The following is a 22,157-nucleotide window of genomic DNA, read 5'->3' on the forward strand; positions in this document are numbered from 1 at the left end:
AGCGGACAGCCTCGCCGTGCGACTGGGGAGTGCATCTGCCGCTGGCGTTCTTTTTTGTCCGGGTTGACATGTTCCCCCCTGCAGACCTCATATAAATGGGTAATAAGCGATAACGGCCTGGAGGAGGCGGCAGGGTGAATCAGGATACGGCTTCCGGCAAAAAAATGAAGATTTCCGACTTTCAGACAAAGGATGTCATCAACATTGTGGACGGGAAACGGCTCGGCCAGGTCAGCGACCTGGAGCTTGATCTCCGGCGGGGCGTCATTGAGGCGATTGTTGTGCCCGGCTACACGCGGTTCATGGGGCTGTTCGGCGGGGGGACGGATCTGATCATCCCGTGGCGGAACATTGTCAAGATCGGCTCGGATGTCGTGCTGGTGAAGATGGATGAGGTCAAGCTGCCGCCGGAGGAACGGGAAACCGTCTACCTGGAGCGGGGAGACCGGATGGACCGGATGGATCGGCGCTCGTATTGACGAAGCGCCTTTTTTATGTAGCGCCAAAGCGGCTTCCGGCAGTTTTATGGTACACTGGAGCGGAGGTGAGAGGATGGAACCGTTTGTTTTGAAGAACAAAGAACCCGAAATCTATCTGTTGGAGCCTTGGGGAGCCCGGGATTCCCGGATTACCGCCGGTTTCACCGGAAGAAAAGGCGGCGTAAGCTCATTTCCCTACACGAGCCTGAATCTTGCGTTTCATGTCGGAGACGACCCGGCGGATGTGATCCGCAACCGGGAGGCCGTAGCCGGGGCATTGGGCTACCGACTGCAGGACTGGACCTGCGGCGAGCAGGTGCACCGGTCCGAAGCGGCCGTAGTCACCGCTGCCGATAAAGGGCGGGGCAGCCTGGACCGGGCTTCCGCTTTTGCCGATACGGATGCGCTGGTGACGGATGTCCCCGGCGTGCTGCTGACGTCGTTTTATGCGGACTGCGTGCCGCTGTATTTTTTTGATCCGGACCGCCCGGCGGTCGGGCTGGCCCACGCCGGCTGGAAAGGCACCGTTGCCGAAATTGCCGCGGCTGTGGTGAAACGGATGGGCGAAGCGTACGGCACCCGGCCCGAACGGCTGCTGGCCGCCATCGGCCCAAGTATCGGCGAATGCTGTTACGAGGTGGACGAACGGGTAATGACTGAGGTCCGGCGGGTGCTGGAGGGGATGGACGAGGATCAGATAGGTGATCTACCCGTGGCCCGCGGGACAGGCAGCGGCAAGTCCGTGCTGAACTTGAAAGAATTAAATCGACGGATTATGATTAAAGCAGGAATTTTGCCGACGCATATCGAATGTACTACTTGGTGTACAAGCTGCAACCATGATGAGTTCTTCTCCTACCGCAAGGATGGAGGGACGACCGGAAGGATGGCCAGCTTCGTCGGATTAAAGGAGAGTTGAACGTTGGCCTTGACACTGCATGACAGAATCGCCGAAGTAACGGAGCGCATCGAACGCGCGTGCCGGAACAGCAACCGCAGCATTGAAGAAGTCAAGCTCATCGCGGTAACGAAATATGTCTCGCTGGAGAAGACGGCTGAAGTGCTGGAACAGGGGCTGCTGCACATTGGAGAGAACCGCTGGCAGGACGCGGAAAGCAAGTGGCGTGCGCTTGGGGACAAGGGCGTCTGGCATTTCATCGGACACCTGCAGACGAACAAGGTGAAGGATGTCATCGGGAAGTTTCAATATATACATTCGCTGGACCGGCTGTCGCTGGCGAAAGAACTGCAGCGCAAAGCGGCCGCGGAGGATTTGACCGTTCAGGCTTTTGTTCAGGTGAACATTTCGGGGGAAGAGAGCAAATACGGACTGCGCCCGGAGGATGTTCCCGCCTTCCTGAACGAGATTGCGGCGATGGACCGGATCAAGGTGATCGGACTGATGACCATGGCCCCTTACGAAGCGGAGCCGGAGGCGACCCGCCCGGTGTTCCGGGGGCTCCGGGAGCTGCGCGACCGGCTGAACAGAGAAGGCCTGACGCGCGAGCCGATTACCGAGCTGTCGATGGGCATGTCAAACGATTTTGAAGTGGCAGTCGAGGAAGGCGCGACATGGGTGCGTCTGGGTTCCGTATTAGTAGGCCATGAGGAGGGAACGTGATGGGCGTCATGAACCGGTTTATGAGCTTTTTGGGCTTACAGGAGGAAGAAGAGGTCGTGGAACGGGAACGGATCGCTTCCCGTGAAGAGGAAGAGGTTGAACCGATTCCGATGGAGACCCGCAAGAATCCGAGAGGCGGCAACGTGGTCAGCATCCATTCGCAGAAGAACGTCAAAGTGGTGCTGAACGAACCGCGTTCTTACGATGAAGCGCAGGAAATTGCGGACCATCTGCGTTCCCACCGCACGGTTGTTGTGAACCTGCAGCGGATCCGGAGCGAACAGGCAATGCGGATTATCGACTTTTTGAGCGGAACGGTATATGCGCTGGGAGGCGGCATTTCCAAGATCGGCGGCAACATTTTTTTATGTACCCCGGACACCGTGGAAATTCAAGGGTCTATCTCGGAAATTTTGGCAGACGATCCGGACTACAACAATAGGATGAGGTGAACGGGTTTTGGTTCAAGTTGCAAATATAATTATGATGCTGTTCAACATCTACTTCTGGATGATCTTTATTTATGTGCTGATGTCCTGGCTGCCTAATGCCCGCGACAGCTTTATCGGGGAGCTGCTCGCCAAGCTGGTGGAGCCTTATTTGTCTCCGTTCCGCCGGTTTATTCCGCCGCTGTTCGGCATGCTGGATATCAGTCCTTTTATCGCGCTGCTCGTTCTGCAGTTCGCCCAAAGAGGTCTGCTGTCCATTCTGTTTTATTTCTTTTAGGGCCGGCTTATGAAAAATGAAATTTACGGACATTTCCATCCCGACGAGCGGGAGTTTGTAGACCGGGCCTGGGAGTGGGTCTCGAATGCCGCCAGCTATCATGAGACGAAGCTGACTGACTTTCTTGATCCAAGACAGGGTTTTATTCTGCAAACGCTTGTAAACCGCGAACCCGACGTAGCGGTCAGATGGGAAGGCGGGCATGAATCGGCGGAGCGGCAGCGGGCGCTGGTCGCCCCCGACTATGCCGATCTGGAGAGCGCGGATATGAACGTCAGGGTGCTGCAGATTGAGCCGGTCGAAGCAAAGCACCATCCGCTGGAACACGGCGATTATATGGGATCACTGCTAGGTCTTGGCATCAAACGCGGAAAAATCGGCGATATCCACGTGCTGGAGGACGGCTGCCATACCGTCGTAGCTGCGGATATCGCCGATTATTTGGCGCTGCATCTGAACCAGGTGCACCGGGTGGCGGTCCGGACGGAGATTCTACCCGTCTCCGGGCTGCGCGTCGCCGAGACCCGGCTGGAGCAAATGGAATTCACCGTCGCTTCGCTCCGACTGGACGGCATCGCCTCCGAGGTGTGCCGGGTCAGCCGGAGCAAGATCCTCGCTCCGATCAAAGCGGGCCGCGTCCGTGTGAACTGGAAGGTGGAGGAAGACCCGTCCGCCGGGCTCAAAGCCGGCGATGTTGTTTCCGTCCAAGGCTTCGGGCGGTTTCGCGTGCTGGAGGCAGGCGATCTGACGAAAAAAGGCAGGTACCGGGTAAGTGTCGGCAAATTTGTCTGATCCGGTTTGCAGGAATTCGAATCCGGCTGTCGAAAAGGATATTCTCAAGAGCCGGCAAACATGGCAAACATTTTTTCAGCCGGCCGCCGATACAATACAATAGAACGGCTGCGCGGAGCGCATGAAATGCCGGGCGAAAGCCCCATACTTTAAAGATGCGTCAAGCTATAGGGGCTGGAAGGTTCCATAACAGGGCAAGGCGGTCCGCATGAGCAGGATTCATAAGCGGAAGCAGAGTCCGGCGCCGAGGCGGCGCAGCCAGACTCACCCTGTGGCCAACGGCTGTATAGTGTGTGTTCCACGCCCGCCTGTAAGGGACACATCTCTTCTGCGCTGACCGATGACGTTCCGAGCCGCACAGAAGTAGCAGCACAGAAACAGTACTGCAGGCGTACCAGGCGAAGAGGTTCGAAATATTCAGGAGGTGCACAGCATGCCATTAACGCCGCTCGACATACATAACAAGGAGTTCGCCCGGCGAATCCGCGGTTATGACGAGGACGAAGTCAATGAATTCCTGGACCAGGTCATCAAAGATTACGAAAGCGTCATCCGCGAAAACAAAGAACTTCACGCCCAGCTGCAGGCCATCCAGGAGCGTCTGGACCACTTCACGAATATCGAAGAGACGTTGTCCAAGACCATCATTGTGGCTCAGGAAGCGGCTGATGAAGTCAAGAACAACGCCAAGAAGGAAGGCCAGCTGATTATCAAGGAAGCGGAGAAAAACGCCGACCGCATTATCGGCGAAGCGCTGTCCAAATCCCGCAAAATTGCCGTGGAAATCGAAGAGCTCCGCAAGCAGGCGTCCATCTACCGGACCCGTTTCCGCACCTTGGTGGAAGCGCAGCTGGAACTGCTTTCCCAGGATGACTGGGATGCGCTGGAGAGCCGGGAAACCGCGGAAGAGGTTTATTGAAATTCATCTGACGCGAGGCAGCAAAAGGCGTAAAGCTGCCGGCTTAACGTCCGGACCGCTGCCGTTTTGCGGGGACGCCAAAGCATTTTTACCGTAAGACGCCTGCCCGGATGCGGTTGACATTCGAAAGCAAAGAGGCTATAACTATATCTAGCTGAATTTGTTTACAGATCTGAAATTCTATGACGGGACCAGTACGACAAGGCGATGATCCCCAGAGAGCCGGCACCCGCTGAAAGCCGGCGTTCAACCCTTGCCCGAAGATCTTCCCCGAGAAGCGAAGCCGAAGCGCCGGAATGCGTGCGTAAGCCGAGCCGTCCGCCGGACGTTATTCCGGTCCCGCGTCCTTATAGGCGCGGACATGAGTTGCCGTATCCGGCGCCCTTTTGTGTTGGGCGGTGCATACGGTGAATTAGGGTGGTATCGCGAGCGTTCGTCTCGCCCCTTGGGGGCGGGGCGTTTTTTGCGTTTAGGCCAAGGGTTCTGCCCAAAGTTAGCGGAACAAGGCATGCAGCAAAGATAAAGGAGGAGCAGGACATGCAAAAAGTTGATGTCAGAGAACAGGCGCGGGCGAGAGACGTCCGTATCCTGAAAAAATGGAGCGACGAAAATACGTTCCGTAAATCCATGGAGAACCGGGAGGGACGCCCGAATTACGTCTTTTACGAAGGACCGCCTACGGCAAACGGCGCGCCGCATATCGGCCACGTGCTTGGCCGGGTGATCAAGGATTTTATCGGCCGGTATCAGACGATGCGCGGGTACCGCGTCATCCGTAAGGCGGGCTGGGATACGCACGGTCTCCCGGTCGAGCTGGGCGTCGAGAAGCAGCTGGGAATCTCCGGCAAACATGAAATCGAAGAATACGGCGTAGAGAAATTCGTGCAAAAATGTAAGGACAGCGTATTTGGTTACGAAAAGCAGTGGCGGGAATTCACGGAAGCCATCGGTTACTGGACCGATCTGGATAATCCGTACATCACGCTGAACAACAGCTACATCGAAAGCGTATGGAACATCCTGGCGACGGTCCATGAAAAAGGGCTGCTGTACCGCGGCCACCGCGTCAGCCCGTATTGCCCAAGCTGCCAGACCACCCTCAGCTCCCACGAAGTGGCGCAGGGCTACAAGACGGTGAAGGATCTGAGTGCGACCGCCAAGTTTAAGCTGGACGACAGCGGCGAATACGTGCTGGCTTGGACGACGACGCCTTGGACGCTTCCGGCGCATATGGCGCTGGCGGTGAACCCGGACATGACGTATGTGCGGGCGCAGCAGGCGGACGGGGTCTACATCGTGGCCAAAAACCTGGCCGAAGAAGTCATGAAAGGCGACTACACCGTGCTGTCGGAGCTGAAGGGCTCCGAGCTGGTTGGCAAAACGTATACACCGCCGTTTAACTTCATCCAGGCGGAGAAAAGCAACGTCGTTGTTGGCGCCTCCTTCGTTACGGACGCAAGCGGTACAGGGATCGTCCATATGGCCCCGGCGCATGGCGAAGACGACTACAAGACATGCCGGGAGAACGGCATCACTTTTGTTAACGTGGTCGACGGTTCGGGCAAATACACGGATACAGTTACTGATTTTGCCGGACGGTTCGTAAAAGACTGCGATCTGGATATCGTAAAAGCATTGTCCGAACGCGGCCTCTTGTACGGCAAAGAAAAATACGAGCACAGCTATCCGTTCTGCTGGCGCTGCGACACCCCGCTGCTGTACTATGCGACGGACAGCTGGTTCATCGCAACAACGGACATCAAAGACCAGCTGATCCAAAACAACAACGGCATTGACTGGTACCCGGGGCATGTCCGGGAAGGCCGGTTCGGTAAATTCCTTGACGAGCTGGTAGACTGGAACATCAGCCGCAACCGTTATTGGGGAACGCCGCTTAACGTATGGGTCTGCCAGGAGACCGGTAAAGAATATGCGCCGCACAGCATTCAGGAGCTGCGGGACATGGCGGTGGATTTTGTGCCGGAGGACATCGAGCTGCACAAGCCTTTTGTGGACGAAATCAAGCTTCGCAGCCCGTTCAAGGAAGGCGCCGTGATGGTCCGCACCCCGGAAGTCATCGACGTCTGGTTCGACAGCGGCTCGATGCCGTTTGCGCAGAGCCATTATCCGTTTGAGAACGAAGACCGGCTGAGCGACCAGTTCCCGGCGGATATGATCTGCGAAGGGATTGACCAGACCCGCGGCTGGTTCTACAGCCTGCTGGCGGTATCGACGCTGTTCAAAGGCGTGGCCCCATACAAGGCGGTAATCGCGACCGGCCACATCCTCGACGAAAACGGCCAAAAGATGTCCAAGTCCAAAGGCAATGTCATCAACCCTTGGGACATCATGAACGAATACGGCACGGATGCGTTCCGCTGGGCGATTTTGTCCGACAGCGCGCCGTGGAACAACAAGCGGTTTTCGCGTTCGCTTGTCGGCGAATCCAAGTCCAAAGTGGTTGATACGCTGGTTAACACACACGCGTTCCTGACGCTGTATGCGGGCATTGATGGTTATGAGCCATCCGAACATCCGTTTAAGCTGTCGGAGCATAAGCTGGACCGCTGGATTTTGTCCCGGCTGAACAGTCTGATCCTTGTGGTGGAGAAAGGGCTTGCGGTTAACGACTTCGTCAACTCGTCCAAAGCGATTGAAAACTTTATCGACGAGCTGAGCAACTGGTATATCCGCCGTTCGCGCGACCGGTTCTGGGGCAGCGGGCTGGGCGAAGAGAAGCTCGACGCTTACCGCACGTTGACTTATGTGCTGCTGAATACAGCCAAAATCGTGGCGCCGTTTATGCCGATGCTTGCCGAAGACATCTTCGTTAACCTGGGCGGCGGGGAAAGCGTCCATCTGGCCGACTATCCGAAGGCGGACGAAACGCTGATCGACAAAGAGCTGGAGCAGGATATGGAGAGCGCCCGCCAGATCGTCGAGCTCGCCCGCAACGTCCGGAACGAGTCCGGCATCAAGACGCGCCAGCCGCTGTCCGAGCTGATCGTATCGATGGACCGCACCTTCCATGTGGAAGCGTACGAGGACATCGTCAAAGACGAGATCAACATCAAGTCAATTGTGCTGGAGACAAGCGACAGCGGATTTGTTGATTTTACATTGAAGCTGAACCTGAAGGTGGCCGGCAAAAAATACGGCAAAAACGTCGGCTTCCTCCAAGGCCTGCTGAAAGGGATGGACAGCGGCGCAACCCGGAAGGTTGTGCAGGAAGGCGTCCTGCAGGTGACGTCTCCTGAAGGCGAGGAGCTGCAGGTTACAGCCGAGGAGCTGCTGATCGAAAAGCAGGCGAAACCGGGTTTTGCTTCCGCTTCGGGTTACGGGATCACCGTCGCGCTGAACACGGAAATCACGCCGGAGCTGGAGCAGGAAGGCTGGGTCCGCGAGATTGTGCGGGCCGTGCAGGACTACCGCAAACGTCTGGATCTGCCGATTGAAAAGCGCGTGGAGCTTACGCTTAAGCTGGACGAAGAGCTGCGGGCGGCCGTTACGGCGTTCGAGCATGTGCTGCGGGATAACGTGCTGATTCAGACGCTGGATTTTGGCGGAGAACGGGAATTCGAGAACGTCGACCTTGGCGGCCGCAGCATCGGCATCCATATCGGCGGCTAAACGGCACGAATGACTTCTTGCCGGGCGGCATATACTAGCGGCACAAGTATAGACGGGGTTGTCCCGTTTATGCGGGAAATATAGGCCCGCCTATTATTTCGGCCGCAAAATTAAACGAGCCCCAGGCTTTTGGCAAGGGATGGCGCGCTGCCGCCTTTGCCGGGAAGCCGGGCTCGTTTGCTGTTTTTGCGGGGCGGGTCCGAAGGAGGGCCTTATCCGTGGAGGAAGACAAGGATCAGCAGGGGCAAAAGCAGCGGTTGTCCGTCCGGGTGAACGCCGGCAGGGCAGAATCTGCGCCTGGCCGCGCCGAAACGCCAGCGCCGGAGAATAGGGCGGAAGAAGAGCAGCGGGAAAAAGGCTGGAACAATGCGGCGGAGCCGCCGGATCAAGGCCGCCGCGGGACCGCAGGTCCGGTCCCCGGCTTCAACTCACCGGGACCGGACCCGACGGAGCAGCTAAATGCTGTGTACAGTCTGACACTGAAGCTGACACAGCAGATGGAGAAGTCCAGAATCGCCCAATATACGGAGCTGCTGCATTCGCCATGGCGGCTCATCTGGCTTAATGTGCTCTCCGGTGCGGCGCGGGGTGTCGGGATTGCGGTTGGCTTTACTTTTTTTGCGGCGACGATCATTTATGTGCTGCAAGGCCTCGGAGCCTTAAATCTGCCGATTATCGGGGATTACATTGCCGATATCGTCCGGATTGTACAGCATCAGCTGGAGCTGAAGACATTTTAACCGCGGGTGCTCTGCAGGCTTAAGGGAACCGGAACGCTGCTGTGTTAAACCTCGTCTTCGGCGTCATACAGCGGATCAAGCAGATAGCTGCCCTCCCCGGAGTCCATGTACTGCTTATAATGCGGTCCGCGGACAACGGTGACCTCTGTGCCGGTTATATCCGTAGCGATAAAGTTCTCATAAGGCTCGACAAAACCAACCTGTTCTTCGTAGTCCTCGATCTCCATCTGGTTATAATCGCCGATTTCCCGGCCTTCCGCCAGAGCGGGGGTGTTCGAGTTCCCGTAAACGGCGACGGCCTGCCAGGAATCCTCTCCGTCAAAGCCGTTTTGATCGCCCCGGTCATCCAGGCTGGTCCGGCCGAAGGGAGGATCAAGAAATTCCTCTTCAACCGGACGGGTTTTCGGCCGGGCTTGGCGGGGCGAGTTTTCTTTTGTAAAACGGGTGTAGGGAACGGCCTGCAGGCGCTCAAACGGTATCGGTTCGCCCGTAATGACGTCGAGACCGTAGGTGCCGGCATCCATCGCCTCCAGCGCGGCGCTGATGTCGTCCAGCTCCAGCCGGTCACGTTCCATCAAAGCCAGGTCCTTGCCTTTTTCGAACATTTCCGTGCCCAGGTCGCCGGGATGATTATCGATCGGAGACAGCTCGCCGGTGTTGTCCCGCAGCGATTCGCCCATACCGTAGTGGTCGGTGTTCGTGATCCGGTCTGTCACCTCCTGTCTCCGCTGCAGCAGGGTTTCACGGAGCTCCGCAAGCTGGGTGGAACTCAGATGGTTCATGCCTCATTACCCCTTTCGTTCGTAGCCGGCCGGCTTTGTGCCGGCTTTCCTCTCTGGTAGGGTGCGCCGCAGGAGCTTTTTTTAGCGCTGGAAAATAGTTTATCGGCTGCACTTAGATGGTTTAACCGCAATAGACGGGTTCTTTAGGGCTGTGCTACAATGGAACAAGCGTGTGAATAAAGCCCTAGATGCGCCGCTTTCGCGCAGGCTGCCTTCCGGTATGCGGCTGGTATGGCGAAGCCGTGCGGGCGGGAACAATAAGAACGGAGTGACTAACTTTCGTGGTGTACTATCTGATTGCTCTTATCGTGTTTTTGATTGACCAGGGGACCAAATATTTGATCGCCACCCGGCTGGAACTGGGCGAACAAATCCCGGTGATCGGCGATTTCTTTCTCATTACCTCGCACCGCAATACGGGTGCCGCCTTTGGTATCCTGGAAGGCAAACGCTGGTTTTTTATCGTCATCACGGTGATTGTGGTATGCGGAATTGTCTGGTACCTGAACAAGTCAAAGGACTCACGCAAGCTGCTGCCGACGGCGCTTGGACTGGTGCTTGGCGGAGCGGTCGGCAATTTTCTGGACCGTGCGCTGACCGGAGAAGTCGTGGATTTTCTGCAATTTAATTTCGGCAGCTACACGTTTCCGATTTTTAACGTGGCCGATTCCTGTATAGTCATTGGCGTCGGACTGATTATTCTGGATTCGCTGCGGGATTTGAAGGACGGAGACGGGGGCGCACTTGCCGAAGTGAAGGAGCAAAAGGAAGGGAATGACTGATTTGAACGAGGAAGCGAATCCGTACGAGCCGGAAGAGACCGGCGGCGAAACTGCGGAGTGGACCGTTGCGGAGGAGCATGTCCGGGAGCGGATCGATAAATTTATTACCGAAGCATGGGATGGCGAGATTTCCCGTTCCCAGGTGCAGCTGTGGATTGCGGACGGCCATGTCACCGTTAACGGCAAAACCGTCAAAGCCAATTATAAGCTGGCGGAAGGCGACGCCATTGCCGTCACCGTTCCGGAGCCGGAGATCAAGGACCTTGCAGCGGAGAACATCCCGCTCGAGGTTGCCTATGAAGACGCCGATGTCATCGTCGTCAACAAACCCAGGGGGATGGTGGTGCATCCCGCGGCGGGCCATCCGTCCGGTACGCTGGTCAATGCGCTAATGTACCACTGTACTGATCTGTCCGGCATTAACGGGGAGATTCGTCCGGGGATTGTCCACCGGATCGACAAGGACACCTCGGGCCTGATTATGGCGGCCAAAAATGACGCGGCGCATGCCTCCCTTGCGGCGCAGCTGAAGGCGCACAGCGTTACCCGCCGGTATCTGGCGGTGGTTCACGGGAACATCGCGCATGACCAGGGAACGGTGGACGCGCCGATCGGCCGCGATCCGCATGACCGGAAGCTGTACACGGTAACGGAAAAAAACAGCAAGAGGGCCGTCACCCATTTTACGGTGCTGGAACGGTTCGGGGATTCGACGCTGCTCGAATTGAAGCTGGAAACCGGGCGCACGCATCAGATCCGCGTTCATATGAAATTTATTGGACATCCCCTGGTGGGGGATCCGGTTTATGGACGCAGCAAAGGAATTACGATGGCAGGCGGACAAGCACTGCATGCGGCGGTGCTTGGTTTTGAACACCCCAGGACCGGCAGTTATCTGGAATTCAGCGCCCCGCTGCCTGAAGATATGGAAGACCTGCTGTTCCGGCTCCGCAGCCGATAAATACAAATGATCGGATAGTTAGTCCATGGCGCAAACCCCCGGTTTGCGTCATATTTAGATTAGAAATCTGATGAAATCCGGGAGATGAGTGATCAAGCATGAGTATTGAACAGTATCAGAACACGTATATTCAGACGAGCTTCGCGGACCGTATCGGCGGCGCGAACTACGGCAAGGATACCAACATTTATAAATTCGAGAAAATCAAACGCGCCAAAGCATCGGCGAAACAGGATTTTCCCGATATCGAATTGATTGATATGGGTGTTGGCGAACCGGACGAAATGGCTCCGGCCGGCATTGTGGCCAAGCTTGCGGAAGAAGCTGCCAAGCCCGAAAACCGCGGTTATGCGGATAACGGAATTGCGGAATTTAAGGAAGCGGCAGCCAAATATCTGAATGACGTATTTGGCGTAGCAGGCATCGACCCGGTAACCGAAGTGGTCCATTCCATCGGCTCCAAACCGGCGATTGCCATGCTGCCTTCCTGCTTCATCAACCCGGGCGACATTACCCTGATGACGGTGCCGGGTTATCCGGTCATTGGAACACACACAAAGTATCTGGGCGGAGAAGTCTATCCGGTTGAACTGAAGAAAGAAAACGGCTTTTTGCCGGATTTGAACGCCATTCCCGAGGAGATTGCCCGCCGCGCGAAGCTGCTGTACCTGAACTACCCGAATAACCCGACCGGCGCCAGCGCAACGCCGGAGTTTTTTGCCGAGGTTGTCGAGTGGGCGAAGAAACACAATGTTGTTGTAGTGCATGACGCCCCTTACGCTGCGCTGACTTATGACGGAGTGAAGCCGCTGAGCTTCCTGTCCGTGCCGGGAGCGAAAGACGTCGGCGTCGAGCTGCATTCGCTGTCGAAGTCTTACAATATGACCGGCTGGAGAATCGGATTTGTGGCCGGCAACCCGCTGGTGGTCAAAGCATTCAGCGACGTAAAGGACAACAACGATTCCGGCCAGTTCATCGCCATTCAGAAAGCGGCCGCTTACGGTCTGGCACATCCGGAATTCACCGAAGCGATAGCCGCCAAATATTCGCGCCGCCACAACCTGCTGGTCGATGCGCTGAATGAGCTGGGCTTCAACGCCGTGAAACCAAAAGGCTCTTTTTTCCTCTACGTGGAGGCGCCAAAAGGCATCAAGGGCGGACGCCGTTTTGAAACCGGCGAAGATTTTTCGCAATATCTGATTCGCGAAAAGCTGATCTCCACCGTGCCGTGGGATGATGCCGGCGCATTTGTCCGGTTCTCCGTCACTTTTGTGGCCGCTGGTGAAGAAGACGAGCTGCGTGTAATTTCCGAAATTAAACGCCGCCTGAGCGACGTGGAATTCGAATTCTAAAATCGATATTGATTTGGTAAAGGTCTCTCCGAGCCGACATTGGCCGGAGGGGCCTTTTTTGCGTTGGAGTTCTGCGACTGGAGATGCGTCGGAATTGGAGGGTGGCCTGGAAAGATCGGGACAGGGAAGATTCACTTGTTAAGCACCCGGCAAGCATGATTGCCTGGGAAATATAGAGGCGGGCTTGAGGTCTGCAGCAGAACCGGGTTTTGCTAACGAATGAGCCGAGCTAGATCAGAATGTAGTTAGACTTTGAATCATATTGAACATCTTTTGGGTAGGTCTTGAAGCTGGTGTATATCCTACTGATGCTTTATTTGCTTGGGTGGCTGTTAGCTGCATTTTCCTTTCCGTTGAAGAGAAAGTATTGGGTAGTAGTACAAAATAATGGTAATGTTGATTGGATATTAAGATAATATTTTGGGATATTGTATTGACTTAAACCCAAATAACCACTAACATATAACCATAACTTAATAAAAACATAATAATTATATGACAAAAGCTGGTTGAGGTTTTTACCGGACCGGCAAGATCAACTACCACCAAACAGGAGGCAGACAGATGACACAAACCATCCAAGTGGAGACACTGAAGAACTACATTAACGGCGAATGGGTAGAGAGCAAGACGGAGCGTTATGAGAACGTATACAACCCGGCGACCAACGAGATCATTGCCCGTGTTCCGCTGTCGACCAAAGAAGATATCGACTACGCGGTGAGTGTAGCGGCGGAGGCGTTCCAGAAATGGCAGCGGGTAGCCGTACCGCGGCGGGCGCGCATACTGTTCAATTTTCAGCAGCTGCTGACTCAGCACAAAGAAGAGCTGGCGCGGCTGATTACCCTGGAGAACGGCAAAAATTTGACGGAAGCGCTGGGGGAGGTCGGCCGGGGCATTGAGAATGTCGAATTTGCCGCAGGGGCGCCAAGCCTGATGATGGGTGACTCGCTTGCCAGCATCGCCACCGACGTGGAAGCGGTTAACTATCGTTATCCGATCGGCGTGGTCGGCGGAATCGCTCCGTTTAACTTCCCGATGATGGTTCCCTGCTGGATGTTCCCGATGGCGATTGCAGTCGGCAACACCTTTGTGCTGAAGCCGTCGGAACGGACGCCGCTGCTGACCAAACGTCTGGCGGAATTGTTTGCGGAAGCCGGACTGCCGAAGGGCGTATTCAATGTCGTATACGGCGCCCATGATGTGGTGAACGGTATTCTGGATCATCCCGAAGTGAAGGCGGTGTCGTTTGTCGGCTCCAAGCCGGTTGGGGAATACGTCTACAAACGGGGCAGCGAAAACCTGAAGCGGGTACAGGCGTTAACCGGAGCCAAAAATCACACGATCGTCCTGAATGACGCCGACCTGGAGGAAACGGTAACCAATGTGATCGCATCCGCCTTCGGTTCCGCCGGCGAACGCTGCATGGCCTGCTCCGTCGTCACGGTGGAGGAAGGCATCGCCGACGATTTTCTGGAGCTGCTGAAGCAAAAAACCGCTGGCATCAAAATGGGCAACGGCCTGGATGACGGCGTGTTTCTTGGACCGGTGATCCGCGAGGACAACAAACAAAGAACCCTGCAGTATATCGAAAAAGGGCTGGAAGAAGGCGCATCGCTTGTCTGCGACGGACGTCCGGCGGCGGCTTCCCGCGAAGAAGGTTATTTCGTAGGTCCAACCATTTTTGAAAATGTGACGACAGACATGACGATCTGGAGGGAAGAAATTTTTGCGCCGGTGCTGTCGATTATCCGGGTGAAAAACCTGAAAGAAGCCGTGGAGATCGCCAATCAGTCTGAATTCGCGAACGGCGCGTGCATATTTACCAACAATGCTTCGAGTATCCGGTATTTCCGCGAAAATATTGATGCAGGCATGCTCGGCGTTAACCTCGGGGTACCGGCACCGATGGCGTTTTTCCCCTTCTCCGGCTGGAAGTCTTCTTTCTATGGAACACTCCATGCAAACGGGAAGGACAGCGTGGACTTCTACACACGCAAGAAAGTCGTCACCGCCCGGTACGCGGCACCTGCATTTAACGAGTAACCCGTTGACATCATGACACAGCTAGCTGATAAGGGGGTGAGCTCTTGCAACTGGTATCGCTAAAAGAAATGCTGCCGGCTGCCCAAGCAGGAGGGTATGCGGTCGGACAATTTAATCTAAACGGACTGCAATGGGCGCAGGCTATCCTGCAGGCGGCGGAGGAGGAGCGCTCCCCGGTGATTTTGGCTGCCACGGACCGGCTGGTTCCGTTTCTTGGAGGCTACCGGACGATTGCCGCCATGGTGAAAGAATTGGCGCGGGAAATGAAGATTACCGTCCCGTTTGCCCTCCATCTGGATCACGGCATCAGCGCGGATAACTGTAAAAAAGCGATCGACGCCGGATTCAGCTCCGTCATGATCGACGGCTCGCATGAGCCGATTGCCCGGAACGCGGCGATGACGGCCGAAGTGACGGCATACGCCAGAACACGCGGCGTTTCCGTCGAAGGCGAAGTCGGCACGGTGGGCGGCATGGAGGACGGGCAAATCGGCGGAATCCGGTACGCGAACCCTGAGGAGTGCGCTCTGCTCGTCCGGGACACCGGAATCGACGCACTGGCAGCCGCCCTCGGTTCGGTACACGGGCCGTACAAAGGCGAACCGGTGTTGGGATTTGCCGAGATGGAGCAGATCGCCAAACTGGTGGGCATCCCGCTAGTGCTGCACGGTGCTTCGGGAATACCGGAGCCTCAAATCCGGCGGGCCATCGTTTTGGGGCATGCCAAAATCAATGTGAACACGGAATGCGTACAGGCGTGGGCTGCGGCCGTCCGGCGGACGCTGGATGCCGACCCCGGCTTGTATCACCCGCGGTCTGTTCTGGAACCGGGGACTGAAGCGATCCGGCAAAGCGTCCGGAGCAAGCTGCGGGAGTTCGGTTCCGCGGGCAAAGCATAAGAGATAATCGGAGACACAGGTCCGGGCTCCGCTTTCATGGAGTCCGGGCATTAAACCAATAGGGAGCGATGGACATGTTAAAAAGTGGGGAACAACGGGCGCTGGATCTGATTACGCTCGGCAGAGCGTGTATTGATCTGAACGCCGTGGAGTATAACCGGCCGATGGAGGAGACGCTTACGTTCTCCAAATACGTGGGAGGTTCGCCGGCGAACATTGCGATCGGCGCATCCAAACTGGGGCTGAAGGTCGGATTTATCGGCAAAATCCCGGATGACCAGCACGGCCGGTTCATCCGCCAGTATATGCAAAATAGCGGCATTGACGTTTCGCAAATGATCAATGACACGGAAGGCCACAAAGCGGGCCTGGCGTTTACGGAGATCAAAAGTCCCGAGGAATGCAGCATCCTCATGTACCGCGATAATGTGGCCGATTTGTTCCTGCGTCCCGAGGAGGTCAGCGAGGCGTATATCGCAAGCGCTTCCGCGCTGCTGATTTCCGGAACAGCCCTTGCTGCAAGCCCTTCCCGTGAAGCCGTATTCCAGGCGATAACGTACGCCCGCCGCAACGGCGTGAAGGTGATTTTTGAACTGGATTACCGGGGGTACACCTGGAAATCGCCGCAGGAAACGTCTGTGTATTACGCGCTGATGGCGGAACAGGCCGACGTGGTTATCGGAACCCGGGACGAATTTGACGTATTGGAAGGCAGGGAAGGCGGCGACAATGAAAAAACGACGTCCTATCTGTTTGGCCACCGTCCGGAGCTGATTGTGATCAAGCACGGGGTTGACGGTTCTTATGCGTATACCAAAGACGGGCAGGTTCACCGGGGGCTGGCTTACCGCTCGAAGGTGCTTAAGACGTTTGGAGCCGGGGATTCGTATGCGGCAGCCTTTCTGTACGCGCTGATGACCGGAAAAGAAATCGGGGAAGCCCTGAGGTATGCCAGCGCTTCTGCCGCGATCGTCGTCAGCAAGCACAGCTCCTCTGAAGCCATGCCAACGGTATCCGAAATTGAACAATTGATAGCCGCCCATAGCCAATCGGTATAAATCGGGATCCTATTTAAGGGGGAAGCCTTGTGCCAATATTAATCGTATTCCTCGGCGTTGTACTGCTGCTTGTGCTGATTATGAACTTCAAAATGAATACATTTGTTTCGCTTGTCATCACCGCTTTTGTTGTTGCCCTGCTGCTGGGTATGGACCCGGCCACCATTGTGACCACCATTGAAAGCGGAATCGGAGGCCAGCTGGGCCATTTGGCGCTGGTCTTTGGTTTCGGCGCCATGCTGGGCCGGCTCGTCTCCGACGCCGGCGGCGGTTACCGGATCGCCGTCACCTTGATCGAACGTTTTGGCCGTAAGCGGATTCAATGGGCCGTGGTTGTTGCTTCTTTTATCGTCGGTATTGCCCTGTTCTTTGAAGTTGGCCTTGTGTTGCTGATTCCGATTATCTTTGTAATTGCCAAGGAACTGAAGGTCTCCTTCCTTTATCTCGGCATTCCAATGGCTGCGGCACTAAACGTCACGCATGGCTTCCTGCCGCCGCATCCCGCCCCAACCGCCATTTCCGCCGCTTACGGCGCGGATCTGGGCCAAGTGCTGCTGTACGGGATGATCATTGCGATTCCGACCACGATTGTGGCGGGTCCTTTGTTCAACAAAGTACTGATGAAGGTGTATCCGCGCGTTTATGAAAAAGAAACAAACGCAGCCGTCATCACCGGCGGCCAGCAGAGTTTTGTCCTGAGCGAAACGCCGGGCTTCGGCATCAGTGTGCTGACCTCCATGCTGCCTGTCATCTTTATGGGCATCGGCGCGATCGCCAAAATGGTGCTGCCGTCCGGCTCCGCCGCCCTGAAAGTATTGGAATTTATCGGCGCGCCGGGAACGGCGATGCTGATCTCCCTTCTGGTAGCCGTTTATACGATGGGATTGGCCAGAGGGATTAAAATGAACCAAATCAGCGCCACAATGGTAAGCGCTATCTCGCAGATTTCGATGATGCTGCTGATTATCGGCGGCGGCGGCGCCTTCAAGCAGGTGCTGGTCGACGGCGGCATCGGCGACTATGTCTCCCGGCTGTTCTCCGAATCCAACATGTCCCCGCTGCTTGTCGCCTGGCTGATTGCAGCGATTCTGCGGCTATGCCTTGGCTCCGCCACCGTCGCCGCGCTGACAACCGCGGGTCTTGTGACTCCGATGCTGGGCATGAGTGATGTCAACCCGGCGCTGATGGTGCTGGCGACCGGAGCGGGCAGTGTGGTGGCCTGCCACGTTAACGATGCCGGATTTTGGATGATAAAAGAGTATTTTGGGCTTACAATGAAAGAAACCTTCGGTACCTGGACGACGCTGACGACGGTGCTGTCAGTAACAGGACTGGCATGCGTGCTGGCTTTGGGGGCGTTCCTCTAAAGTCCGGTCCGGTAACGCGGGACAGGAAAGGAGAGACAAACTATGCAGCCTATTCATACGCAGGCGGTGCTGGATTGGATCAGAGAAGCGGGGGAGATGCTGCGCGCCTCCCTGGAAGAAGTGCGGGAAATTACGGAAAAACAGGGTGCACTCGACCTGGTCACCGATATGGACCGTAAAGTGGAGCAGTTTTTGGTCGGGCGGATCCGGCAGTTCCATCCGGAGGACCGTATTTTGGGCGAGGAAGGAACCGGGGATACCGTAGAGGACGTGCAGGGCAGAGTCTGGATTCTCGATCCGATCGACGGCACGATGAACTACATTAAGCAAAAAGAAAATTTTGCGGTCATGCTGGCCGTAGTGGAAGATGGCGCCGGAAAATACGGATTCATCTACGACGTGGTGCGCGACCGTCTGATTTGGGGTGGTCCCGAACAAGGCGTTTTATACAACGGCGAGCCGCTGCCGCCGCTGCGGGATGAAGCGCTGAAGGAAGGGCTGGTTGCGGTCAATTGGCAGATGTTCGCTAATAATACGGCGAACGTCCAGGAGCTGGCCTGGAACAGCTGCGGCGTCCGGATCCAGAGCTGTGCGGGCACTGAATTTCTTCATCTGCTGCTTGGCAAGACAAGCCTGTATGTATCGAAGCTTGCGCCCTGGGATTATGCGGCAGGCAAAATTTTATGCGAAACCCGCGGGCTCGTAAGCTCAACCCTTGCAGGGGAGCCGCTCGGGTGGCTGGAGCCGGTGCGCGCGGTGTTTGGCGCACCACATGCCCATGCTGCGGCGCTTGAAATTCTGCAGGGCACGGTTAATAAATGAGGCGATTTATAGAATAAGTTGATGAACTGTTGATGATATGTTATATTTTCTGCGAAGGTAATTAGGGGACAGGAGTAGGAGCGATGAAAGAGAAACGCCTGCAGCAGATGGAAGAATACATTCATTCTGTCGGAACGGTATCTTTGGATGAGCTCTGCGAGCGCTTCCAGGTATCCAAGAATACGATCCGCCGCGATGTGGATACCATTCTCGAAAAGGGAAGAGTGCAGAAGGTGTACGGCGGCGTTACCTCCATATCGCAGCAGCTCGTTCCGTTTGAAAGAAGAGACACCACCAATCTGGATGAAAAGGTGGCTCTTGGCCGAACCGCCGCCCGGCTGGTCCAGGATCATGACCTGATATTTATCGATTCGGGAACGACGGCGCGCAATATGATGCAATTTCTGCCGGAGCTGGAGAGTCTGACGATTCTCACAAACAGCCTGGATGTCATCAATGCCGCGGCGGAGCTTGAATTTGTCAAGCTGATTACAATCGGCAACCATTACAAGCGCAGCACCAAGTCTTTTGTCGGAATCGACGATCTGGACATTCTGGACAAGTTTAATATTAATAAGGCGTTTATGGCCGCTACCGGCGTCTCGATTGCCAACGGCCTGACCAATTCGGACATCTTGGAATATGAAATTAAAAAAACGATTGCGGGGAAAGCGCAGGAGATTTATCTGCTTGTCGATTCCTCGAAATTGGGCAAGTCCACCCTGCTTACTTACGCTCCTCTTGAGGATGTGGACGGGCTGATTACCAATGCGGAGCTGCCGGAAGATTACCGGCGGTTCTGCGAGGAACACGGCATCAGCGTATATCTGAGCTGAGCGCATCCTTGGAGACAATCGGAACAGGGAAAGGAGTTCCGCTGTGCCATTAATGCGATTTGATCTGATCAAAGGACGGGATTCAGGGGAACTGCGTCTGCTGCTGGATACGGCGCACGAAGCAATGGTGGAGGCGTTTGGCGTACCGCAGGATGACCGTTACCAGATTGTGCATCAGCACCCGGCCGAAGAACTGGTGATTGAAGATACCGGCCTCGGTTTTACCAGAAGCAGCGGCCTCGTTATTGTCAGCGTAACAACAAAAGAGAAGACGAGGGCGCAAAAAGAACGGCTGTACGCGCTGCTGGCCGAGCGGCTGCAGGAGCGTTGCGGCATCTCGCCGGACGACTTGATGGTCTCCATCGTAGAGAACGGTCCGGAGGATTGGAGTTTCGGCCGCGGGGAAGCGCAGTTTATCACCGGCAAGCTGTAAGCATGCAGGGTCCGGCAGCAGCCGGACCCTTTTTCGTTTGACATTTGTCCGGTGATCTGTCATAATTCCATGTAATTGAATATGCACCTTTAATTCAGTCCCGTGAGGCTGGCAAGGTATCGTGAATCGAGGTTCGCGTTGAAGAATGCAGGGGAGTTCCGTAAGGTTAGGGATCTCTTTGTCCTGCGCGCGCTTCTCTGACTCTTAACACACAACTCCTTGGCGTCTGCGGCTAAGGAGTTTTTTTTGTCGTCATTGTGGGACATGAATGAGGGCCGACAACAAAAGGAGTGCATTGATAGTGACTACCGAAAAACATGTCATCATGGACGAAACAGCCATTCGCCGGGCGCTGTCCCGGATTGCCCACGAGATCCTCGAGAAAAACAAAGGCGTCGACGACCTGCTGCTGATCGGCATCCGCACCCGGGGCATATACCTGGCGCGCCGGATTGCGGAGCGGATCCGGGAGATTGAAGGCGTGGACGTGCCTTACGGCGAGCTCGACATCAGCCGGTACAGGGATGATCGCGGCGCGGCCGCAGCGGAAGGGGATACGGCGCCGGCGCCGATCATTACGCCCGGCGATCTGCCGATCCACGACAGTAAAGTGATTTTGTTCGACGACGTGCTGTACACCGGTCGGACGATCCGGGCCGCGATGGACGCGCTGATGGACTGCGGCCGGCCGAAAATGATCCAGCTTGCCGTGCTGGCCGACCGCGGACACCGCGAGCTGCCGATCCGGCCGGACTACATCGGCAAAAATGTTCCCACCTCAAAGCTTGAGGAAATCGAAGTCGCGCTGAAAGAGATCGACGAGACGGATGAAGTCACCATTACCGCGAACCGGGAGGAACGATAATCATGATGACGGCAACCAAGGTAAAAGAACGCAGTCTGCTGGGCCTGAAAGGCATGCAGCGGTCCGAAATCGAATCGCTGCTGAACCGGGCGGCTTATTGGGACGGACAAGACGTGAAGCTGACGCCCGCTCTTGAGGGCAAATTCGTCGCCAACATGTTTTTCGAAAACAGCACCCGGACCCGCTTTTCGTTTGAAATGGCTGAGAAACGGCTGGGCGCCCAGGTGATGAACTTTGCCGCCGCCGCTTCCAGCGTGGAAAAAGGCGAGTCGATTTATGATACAGTGCGGACGCTGGAGTCGATGGGAATCGACGCGGGTGTCGTCCGGCTGAAGCCGGCGGGCGTGCTGGAGCAGCTGGCCGGGAAGGTGCGGATTCCGCTGATTAATGCGGGGGATGGCAATAACGAGCATCCGACCCAGGCGCTGCTGGACCTGTATACGATGCGGAACGTCTTCGGCGAACTGAGCGGCCTGAAGGTATCCATCATCGGCGACATTATGCACAGCCGGGTCGCCCGTTCGAATCTGTGGGCGCTGCGGACGATGGGCGCCGAAGTCAAGTTCTGCGCGCCGGACAATCTGGCCGCACCGGAGCTTGCGGAATACGCGCCTTACGTTTCAATAGAAGAAGCGCTGCATGCGGACGTCGTCATGATGCTGCGCGTACAGCTTGAACGGCATGCGGACGGCAAGCTCAAATCGGCGGAGGAATACCGGGCCCGCTTCGGCCTGACCGAGGAACGCGCCTCCCGCCTTCATCCGCATACAATCATTATGCATCCGGCTCCAGTCAACCGGGGCGTGGAAATCGACGACTCGGTAGTGGAGTGCAGCCAGTCGCGGATTTTCCAGCAAATGGCGAACGGTGTGCCTGTACGTATGGCGGTAATGGAGCGGGCGCTGCTCTAACCTGCGCCGGAACAAAGCCGGTTTTATACCTTCGCGTGCCAGGCGGACAAGCACGGTAGGACAGGAAATGAATGTTCCTTCAACCTGACATTAATATTTATACACAAACATGAATTTTTATTATATAATAACGAGA

General features: G+C 56.0%; 21 protein-coding genes and 1 pseudogene. 21 read left to right on the forward strand and 1 reads right to left on the reverse strand.

All coding sequences use genetic code 11. From position 1 onward, the window contains the following. The first annotated feature begins 164 nt into the window (after positions 1 to 164). From ACE6ED_RS09725 to ACE6ED_RS09765, 9 genes and pseudogenes are all read left to right on the forward strand, one after another. Positions 165 to 479: a YlmC/YmxH family sporulation protein gene (locus ACE6ED_RS09725; RefSeq protein ID WP_410826992.1), complete on the forward strand. Its 315-nt coding sequence runs from the start codon at positions 165 to 167 to the stop codon at positions 477 to 479. Between the two features lie 73 nt (positions 480 to 552). Continuing rightward, positions 553 to 1,398 (forward strand): peptidoglycan editing factor PgeF, encoded by an 846-nt coding sequence (gene pgeF / locus ACE6ED_RS09730; RefSeq protein ID WP_410826918.1) that lies wholly within the window; start codon positions 553 to 555, stop codon positions 1,396 to 1,398. 9 nt (positions 1,399 to 1,407) lie between these two features. Beyond that, positions 1,408 to 2,100, forward strand: a complete 693-nt coding sequence (locus ACE6ED_RS09735) for a YggS family pyridoxal phosphate-dependent enzyme (RefSeq protein ID WP_410826993.1) — start codon at positions 1,408 to 1,410, stop codon at positions 2,098 to 2,100. Further along, a complete protein-coding gene (locus ACE6ED_RS09740) occupies positions 2,100 to 2,552 on the forward strand; it encodes a cell division protein SepF (protein WP_410826919.1) in 453 nt (150 codons plus the stop codon). The genes ACE6ED_RS09735 and ACE6ED_RS09740 overlap by 1 nt, the downstream gene beginning before the upstream one ends. 31 nt (positions 2,553 to 2,583) lie before the next feature. Continuing rightward, a complete protein-coding gene (locus ACE6ED_RS09745) occupies positions 2,584 to 2,826 on the forward strand; it encodes a YggT family protein (RefSeq protein WP_410826994.1) in 243 nt (80 codons plus the stop codon). Between the two features lie 9 nt (positions 2,827 to 2,835). Further along, entirely contained in the window at positions 2,836 to 3,618 is a 783-nt protein-coding gene (locus tag ACE6ED_RS09750) for a YlmH family RNA-binding protein (protein WP_410826920.1), read from the forward strand. Positions 3,619 to 4,051: 433 nt separating this feature from the next. Continuing rightward, complete coding sequence (locus tag ACE6ED_RS09755) at positions 4,052 to 4,537, forward strand: DivIVA domain-containing protein (RefSeq protein WP_410826921.1); 486 nt, start codon at positions 4,052 to 4,054, stop codon at positions 4,535 to 4,537. A gap of 537 nt (positions 4,538 to 5,074) precedes the next feature. Next, positions 5,075 to 8,167, forward strand: a complete 3,093-nt coding sequence (gene ileS / locus ACE6ED_RS09760) for an isoleucine--tRNA ligase (protein WP_410826922.1) — start codon at positions 5,075 to 5,077, stop codon at positions 8,165 to 8,167. A 491-nt stretch (positions 8,168 to 8,658) separates the two neighbouring features. After that, a pseudogene (locus ACE6ED_RS09765) lies at positions 8,659 to 8,907 on the forward strand (DUF5665 domain-containing protein); the annotation flags it as partial. 44 nt (positions 8,908 to 8,951) lie between these two features. On the opposite strand, the gene ACE6ED_RS09770 reads toward ACE6ED_RS09765, so the two are convergent. After that, the gene (locus ACE6ED_RS09770; protein WP_410826923.1) at positions 8,952 to 9,689 is read right to left on the reverse strand and encodes a TraR/DksA C4-type zinc finger protein; all 738 of its coding nucleotides are present in this window, start codon (positions 9,687 to 9,689) and stop codon (positions 8,952 to 8,954) included. Between the two features lie 281 nt (positions 9,690 to 9,970). On the opposite strand from ACE6ED_RS09770, the gene lspA reads away from it, so the two are divergent. The 12 genes from lspA to ACE6ED_RS09830 all read left to right on the forward strand — a co-directional run bounded on the left by lspA (position 9,971) and on the right by ACE6ED_RS09830 (position 22,021). Beyond that, positions 9,971 to 10,471 (forward strand): signal peptidase II, encoded by a 501-nt coding sequence (gene lspA, locus ACE6ED_RS09775; RefSeq protein ID WP_410826924.1) that lies wholly within the window; start codon positions 9,971 to 9,973, stop codon positions 10,469 to 10,471. Beyond that, the gene (locus ACE6ED_RS09780) at positions 10,464 to 11,432 is read left to right on the forward strand and encodes an RluA family pseudouridine synthase (RefSeq protein WP_410826925.1); all 969 of its coding nucleotides are present in this window, start codon (positions 10,464 to 10,466) and stop codon (positions 11,430 to 11,432) included. The genes lspA and ACE6ED_RS09780 overlap by 8 nt, the downstream gene beginning before the upstream one ends. A gap of 98 nt (positions 11,433 to 11,530) precedes the next feature. After that, on the forward strand, positions 11,531 to 12,784 hold the full coding sequence (locus ACE6ED_RS09785; RefSeq protein WP_410826926.1) for an LL-diaminopimelate aminotransferase: 1,254 nt from the start codon (positions 11,531 to 11,533) through the stop codon (positions 12,782 to 12,784). A gap of 564 nt (positions 12,785 to 13,348) precedes the next feature. Next, the gene (gene iolA, locus ACE6ED_RS09790) at positions 13,349 to 14,830 is read left to right on the forward strand and encodes a methylmalonate-semialdehyde dehydrogenase (protein ID WP_410826927.1); all 1,482 of its coding nucleotides are present in this window, start codon (positions 13,349 to 13,351) and stop codon (positions 14,828 to 14,830) included. A 44-nt stretch (positions 14,831 to 14,874) separates the two neighbouring features. After that, on the forward strand, positions 14,875 to 15,729 hold the full coding sequence (gene fba / locus ACE6ED_RS09795) for a class II fructose-1,6-bisphosphate aldolase (RefSeq protein WP_410826928.1): 855 nt from the start codon (positions 14,875 to 14,877) through the stop codon (positions 15,727 to 15,729). Between the two features lie 74 nt (positions 15,730 to 15,803). Continuing rightward, the gene (gene iolC, locus ACE6ED_RS09800) at positions 15,804 to 16,787 is read left to right on the forward strand and encodes a 5-dehydro-2-deoxygluconokinase (RefSeq protein WP_410826929.1); all 984 of its coding nucleotides are present in this window, start codon (positions 15,804 to 15,806) and stop codon (positions 16,785 to 16,787) included. Between the two features lie 29 nt (positions 16,788 to 16,816). After that, positions 16,817 to 18,154 (forward strand): gluconate:H+ symporter, encoded by a 1,338-nt coding sequence (locus ACE6ED_RS09805; RefSeq protein WP_410826930.1) that lies wholly within the window; start codon positions 16,817 to 16,819, stop codon positions 18,152 to 18,154. Between the two features lie 42 nt (positions 18,155 to 18,196). Further along, positions 18,197 to 18,976, forward strand: a complete 780-nt coding sequence (locus ACE6ED_RS09810; RefSeq protein WP_410826931.1) for an inositol monophosphatase family protein — start codon at positions 18,197 to 18,199, stop codon at positions 18,974 to 18,976. 83 nt (positions 18,977 to 19,059) lie between these two features. Further along, positions 19,060 to 19,812: a DeoR/GlpR family DNA-binding transcription regulator gene (locus ACE6ED_RS09815; RefSeq protein ID WP_410826932.1), complete on the forward strand. Its 753-nt coding sequence runs from the start codon at positions 19,060 to 19,062 to the stop codon at positions 19,810 to 19,812. 43 nt (positions 19,813 to 19,855) lie between these two features. Next, positions 19,856 to 20,245, forward strand: a complete 390-nt coding sequence (locus tag ACE6ED_RS09820) for a tautomerase family protein (protein ID WP_410826933.1) — start codon at positions 19,856 to 19,858, stop codon at positions 20,243 to 20,245. A gap of 301 nt (positions 20,246 to 20,546) precedes the next feature. Then, positions 20,547 to 21,110 carry a bifunctional pyr operon transcriptional regulator/uracil phosphoribosyltransferase PyrR gene (gene pyrR / locus ACE6ED_RS09825; protein WP_410826934.1) on the forward strand — a complete coding sequence of 188 codons (564 nt, stop codon included), beginning with the start codon at positions 20,547 to 20,549 and terminating at the stop codon, positions 21,108 to 21,110. A 2-nt stretch (positions 21,111 to 21,112) separates the two neighbouring features. Continuing rightward, positions 21,113 to 22,021, forward strand: a complete 909-nt coding sequence (locus ACE6ED_RS09830; protein ID WP_410826935.1) for an aspartate carbamoyltransferase catalytic subunit — start codon at positions 21,113 to 21,115, stop codon at positions 22,019 to 22,021. Positions 22,022 to 22,157: the final 136 nt, after the last annotated feature.

Origin of the sequence: Paenibacillus nanchangensis, assembly GCF_046543445.1 — a bacterium.
In the GTDB taxonomy this organism is placed as follows: domain Bacteria; phylum Bacillota; class Bacilli; order Paenibacillales; family Paenibacillaceae; genus Paenibacillus_AQ; species Paenibacillus_AQ nanchangensis.

Excerpts from the sequence above, each read along its gene's own strand:
- ACE6ED_RS09725 (WP_410826992.1), top strand. The coding sequence starts at position 165 with ATGAAGATTTCCGACTTTCAGACAAAGGATGTCATCAACATTGTGGAC.
- pgeF (WP_410826918.1), top strand. The coding sequence starts at position 553 with ATGGAACCGTTTGTTTTGAAGAACAAAGAACCCGAAATCTATCTGTTG.
- ACE6ED_RS09740 (WP_410826919.1), top strand. The coding sequence starts at position 2,100 with ATGGGCGTCATGAACCGGTTTATGAGCTTTTTGGGCTTACAGGAGGAA.
- ACE6ED_RS09745 (WP_410826994.1), top strand. The coding sequence starts at position 2,584 with ATGATGCTGTTCAACATCTACTTCTGGATGATCTTTATTTATGTGCTG.
- ACE6ED_RS09750 (WP_410826920.1), top strand. The coding sequence starts at position 2,836 with ATGAAAAATGAAATTTACGGACATTTCCATCCCGACGAGCGGGAGTTT.
- ACE6ED_RS09755 (WP_410826921.1), top strand. The coding sequence starts at position 4,052 with ATGCCATTAACGCCGCTCGACATACATAACAAGGAGTTCGCCCGGCGA.
- ileS (WP_410826922.1), top strand. The coding sequence starts at position 5,075 with ATGCAAAAAGTTGATGTCAGAGAACAGGCGCGGGCGAGAGACGTCCGT.
- ACE6ED_RS09770 (WP_410826923.1), bottom strand. The coding sequence starts at position 9,689 with ATGAACCATCTGAGTTCCACCCAGCTTGCGGAGCTCCGTGAAACCCTG.
- ACE6ED_RS09780 (WP_410826925.1), top strand. The coding sequence starts at position 10,464 with ATGACTGATTTGAACGAGGAAGCGAATCCGTACGAGCCGGAAGAGACC.
- ACE6ED_RS09785 (WP_410826926.1), top strand. The coding sequence starts at position 11,531 with ATGAGTATTGAACAGTATCAGAACACGTATATTCAGACGAGCTTCGCG.
- iolA (WP_410826927.1), top strand. The coding sequence starts at position 13,349 with ATGACACAAACCATCCAAGTGGAGACACTGAAGAACTACATTAACGGC.
- iolC (WP_410826929.1), top strand. The coding sequence starts at position 15,804 with ATGTTAAAAAGTGGGGAACAACGGGCGCTGGATCTGATTACGCTCGGC.
- ACE6ED_RS09810 (WP_410826931.1), top strand. The coding sequence starts at position 18,197 with ATGCAGCCTATTCATACGCAGGCGGTGCTGGATTGGATCAGAGAAGCG.
- ACE6ED_RS09815 (WP_410826932.1), top strand. The coding sequence starts at position 19,060 with ATGAAAGAGAAACGCCTGCAGCAGATGGAAGAATACATTCATTCTGTC.
- ACE6ED_RS09830 (WP_410826935.1), top strand. The coding sequence starts at position 21,113 with ATGATGACGGCAACCAAGGTAAAAGAACGCAGTCTGCTGGGCCTGAAA.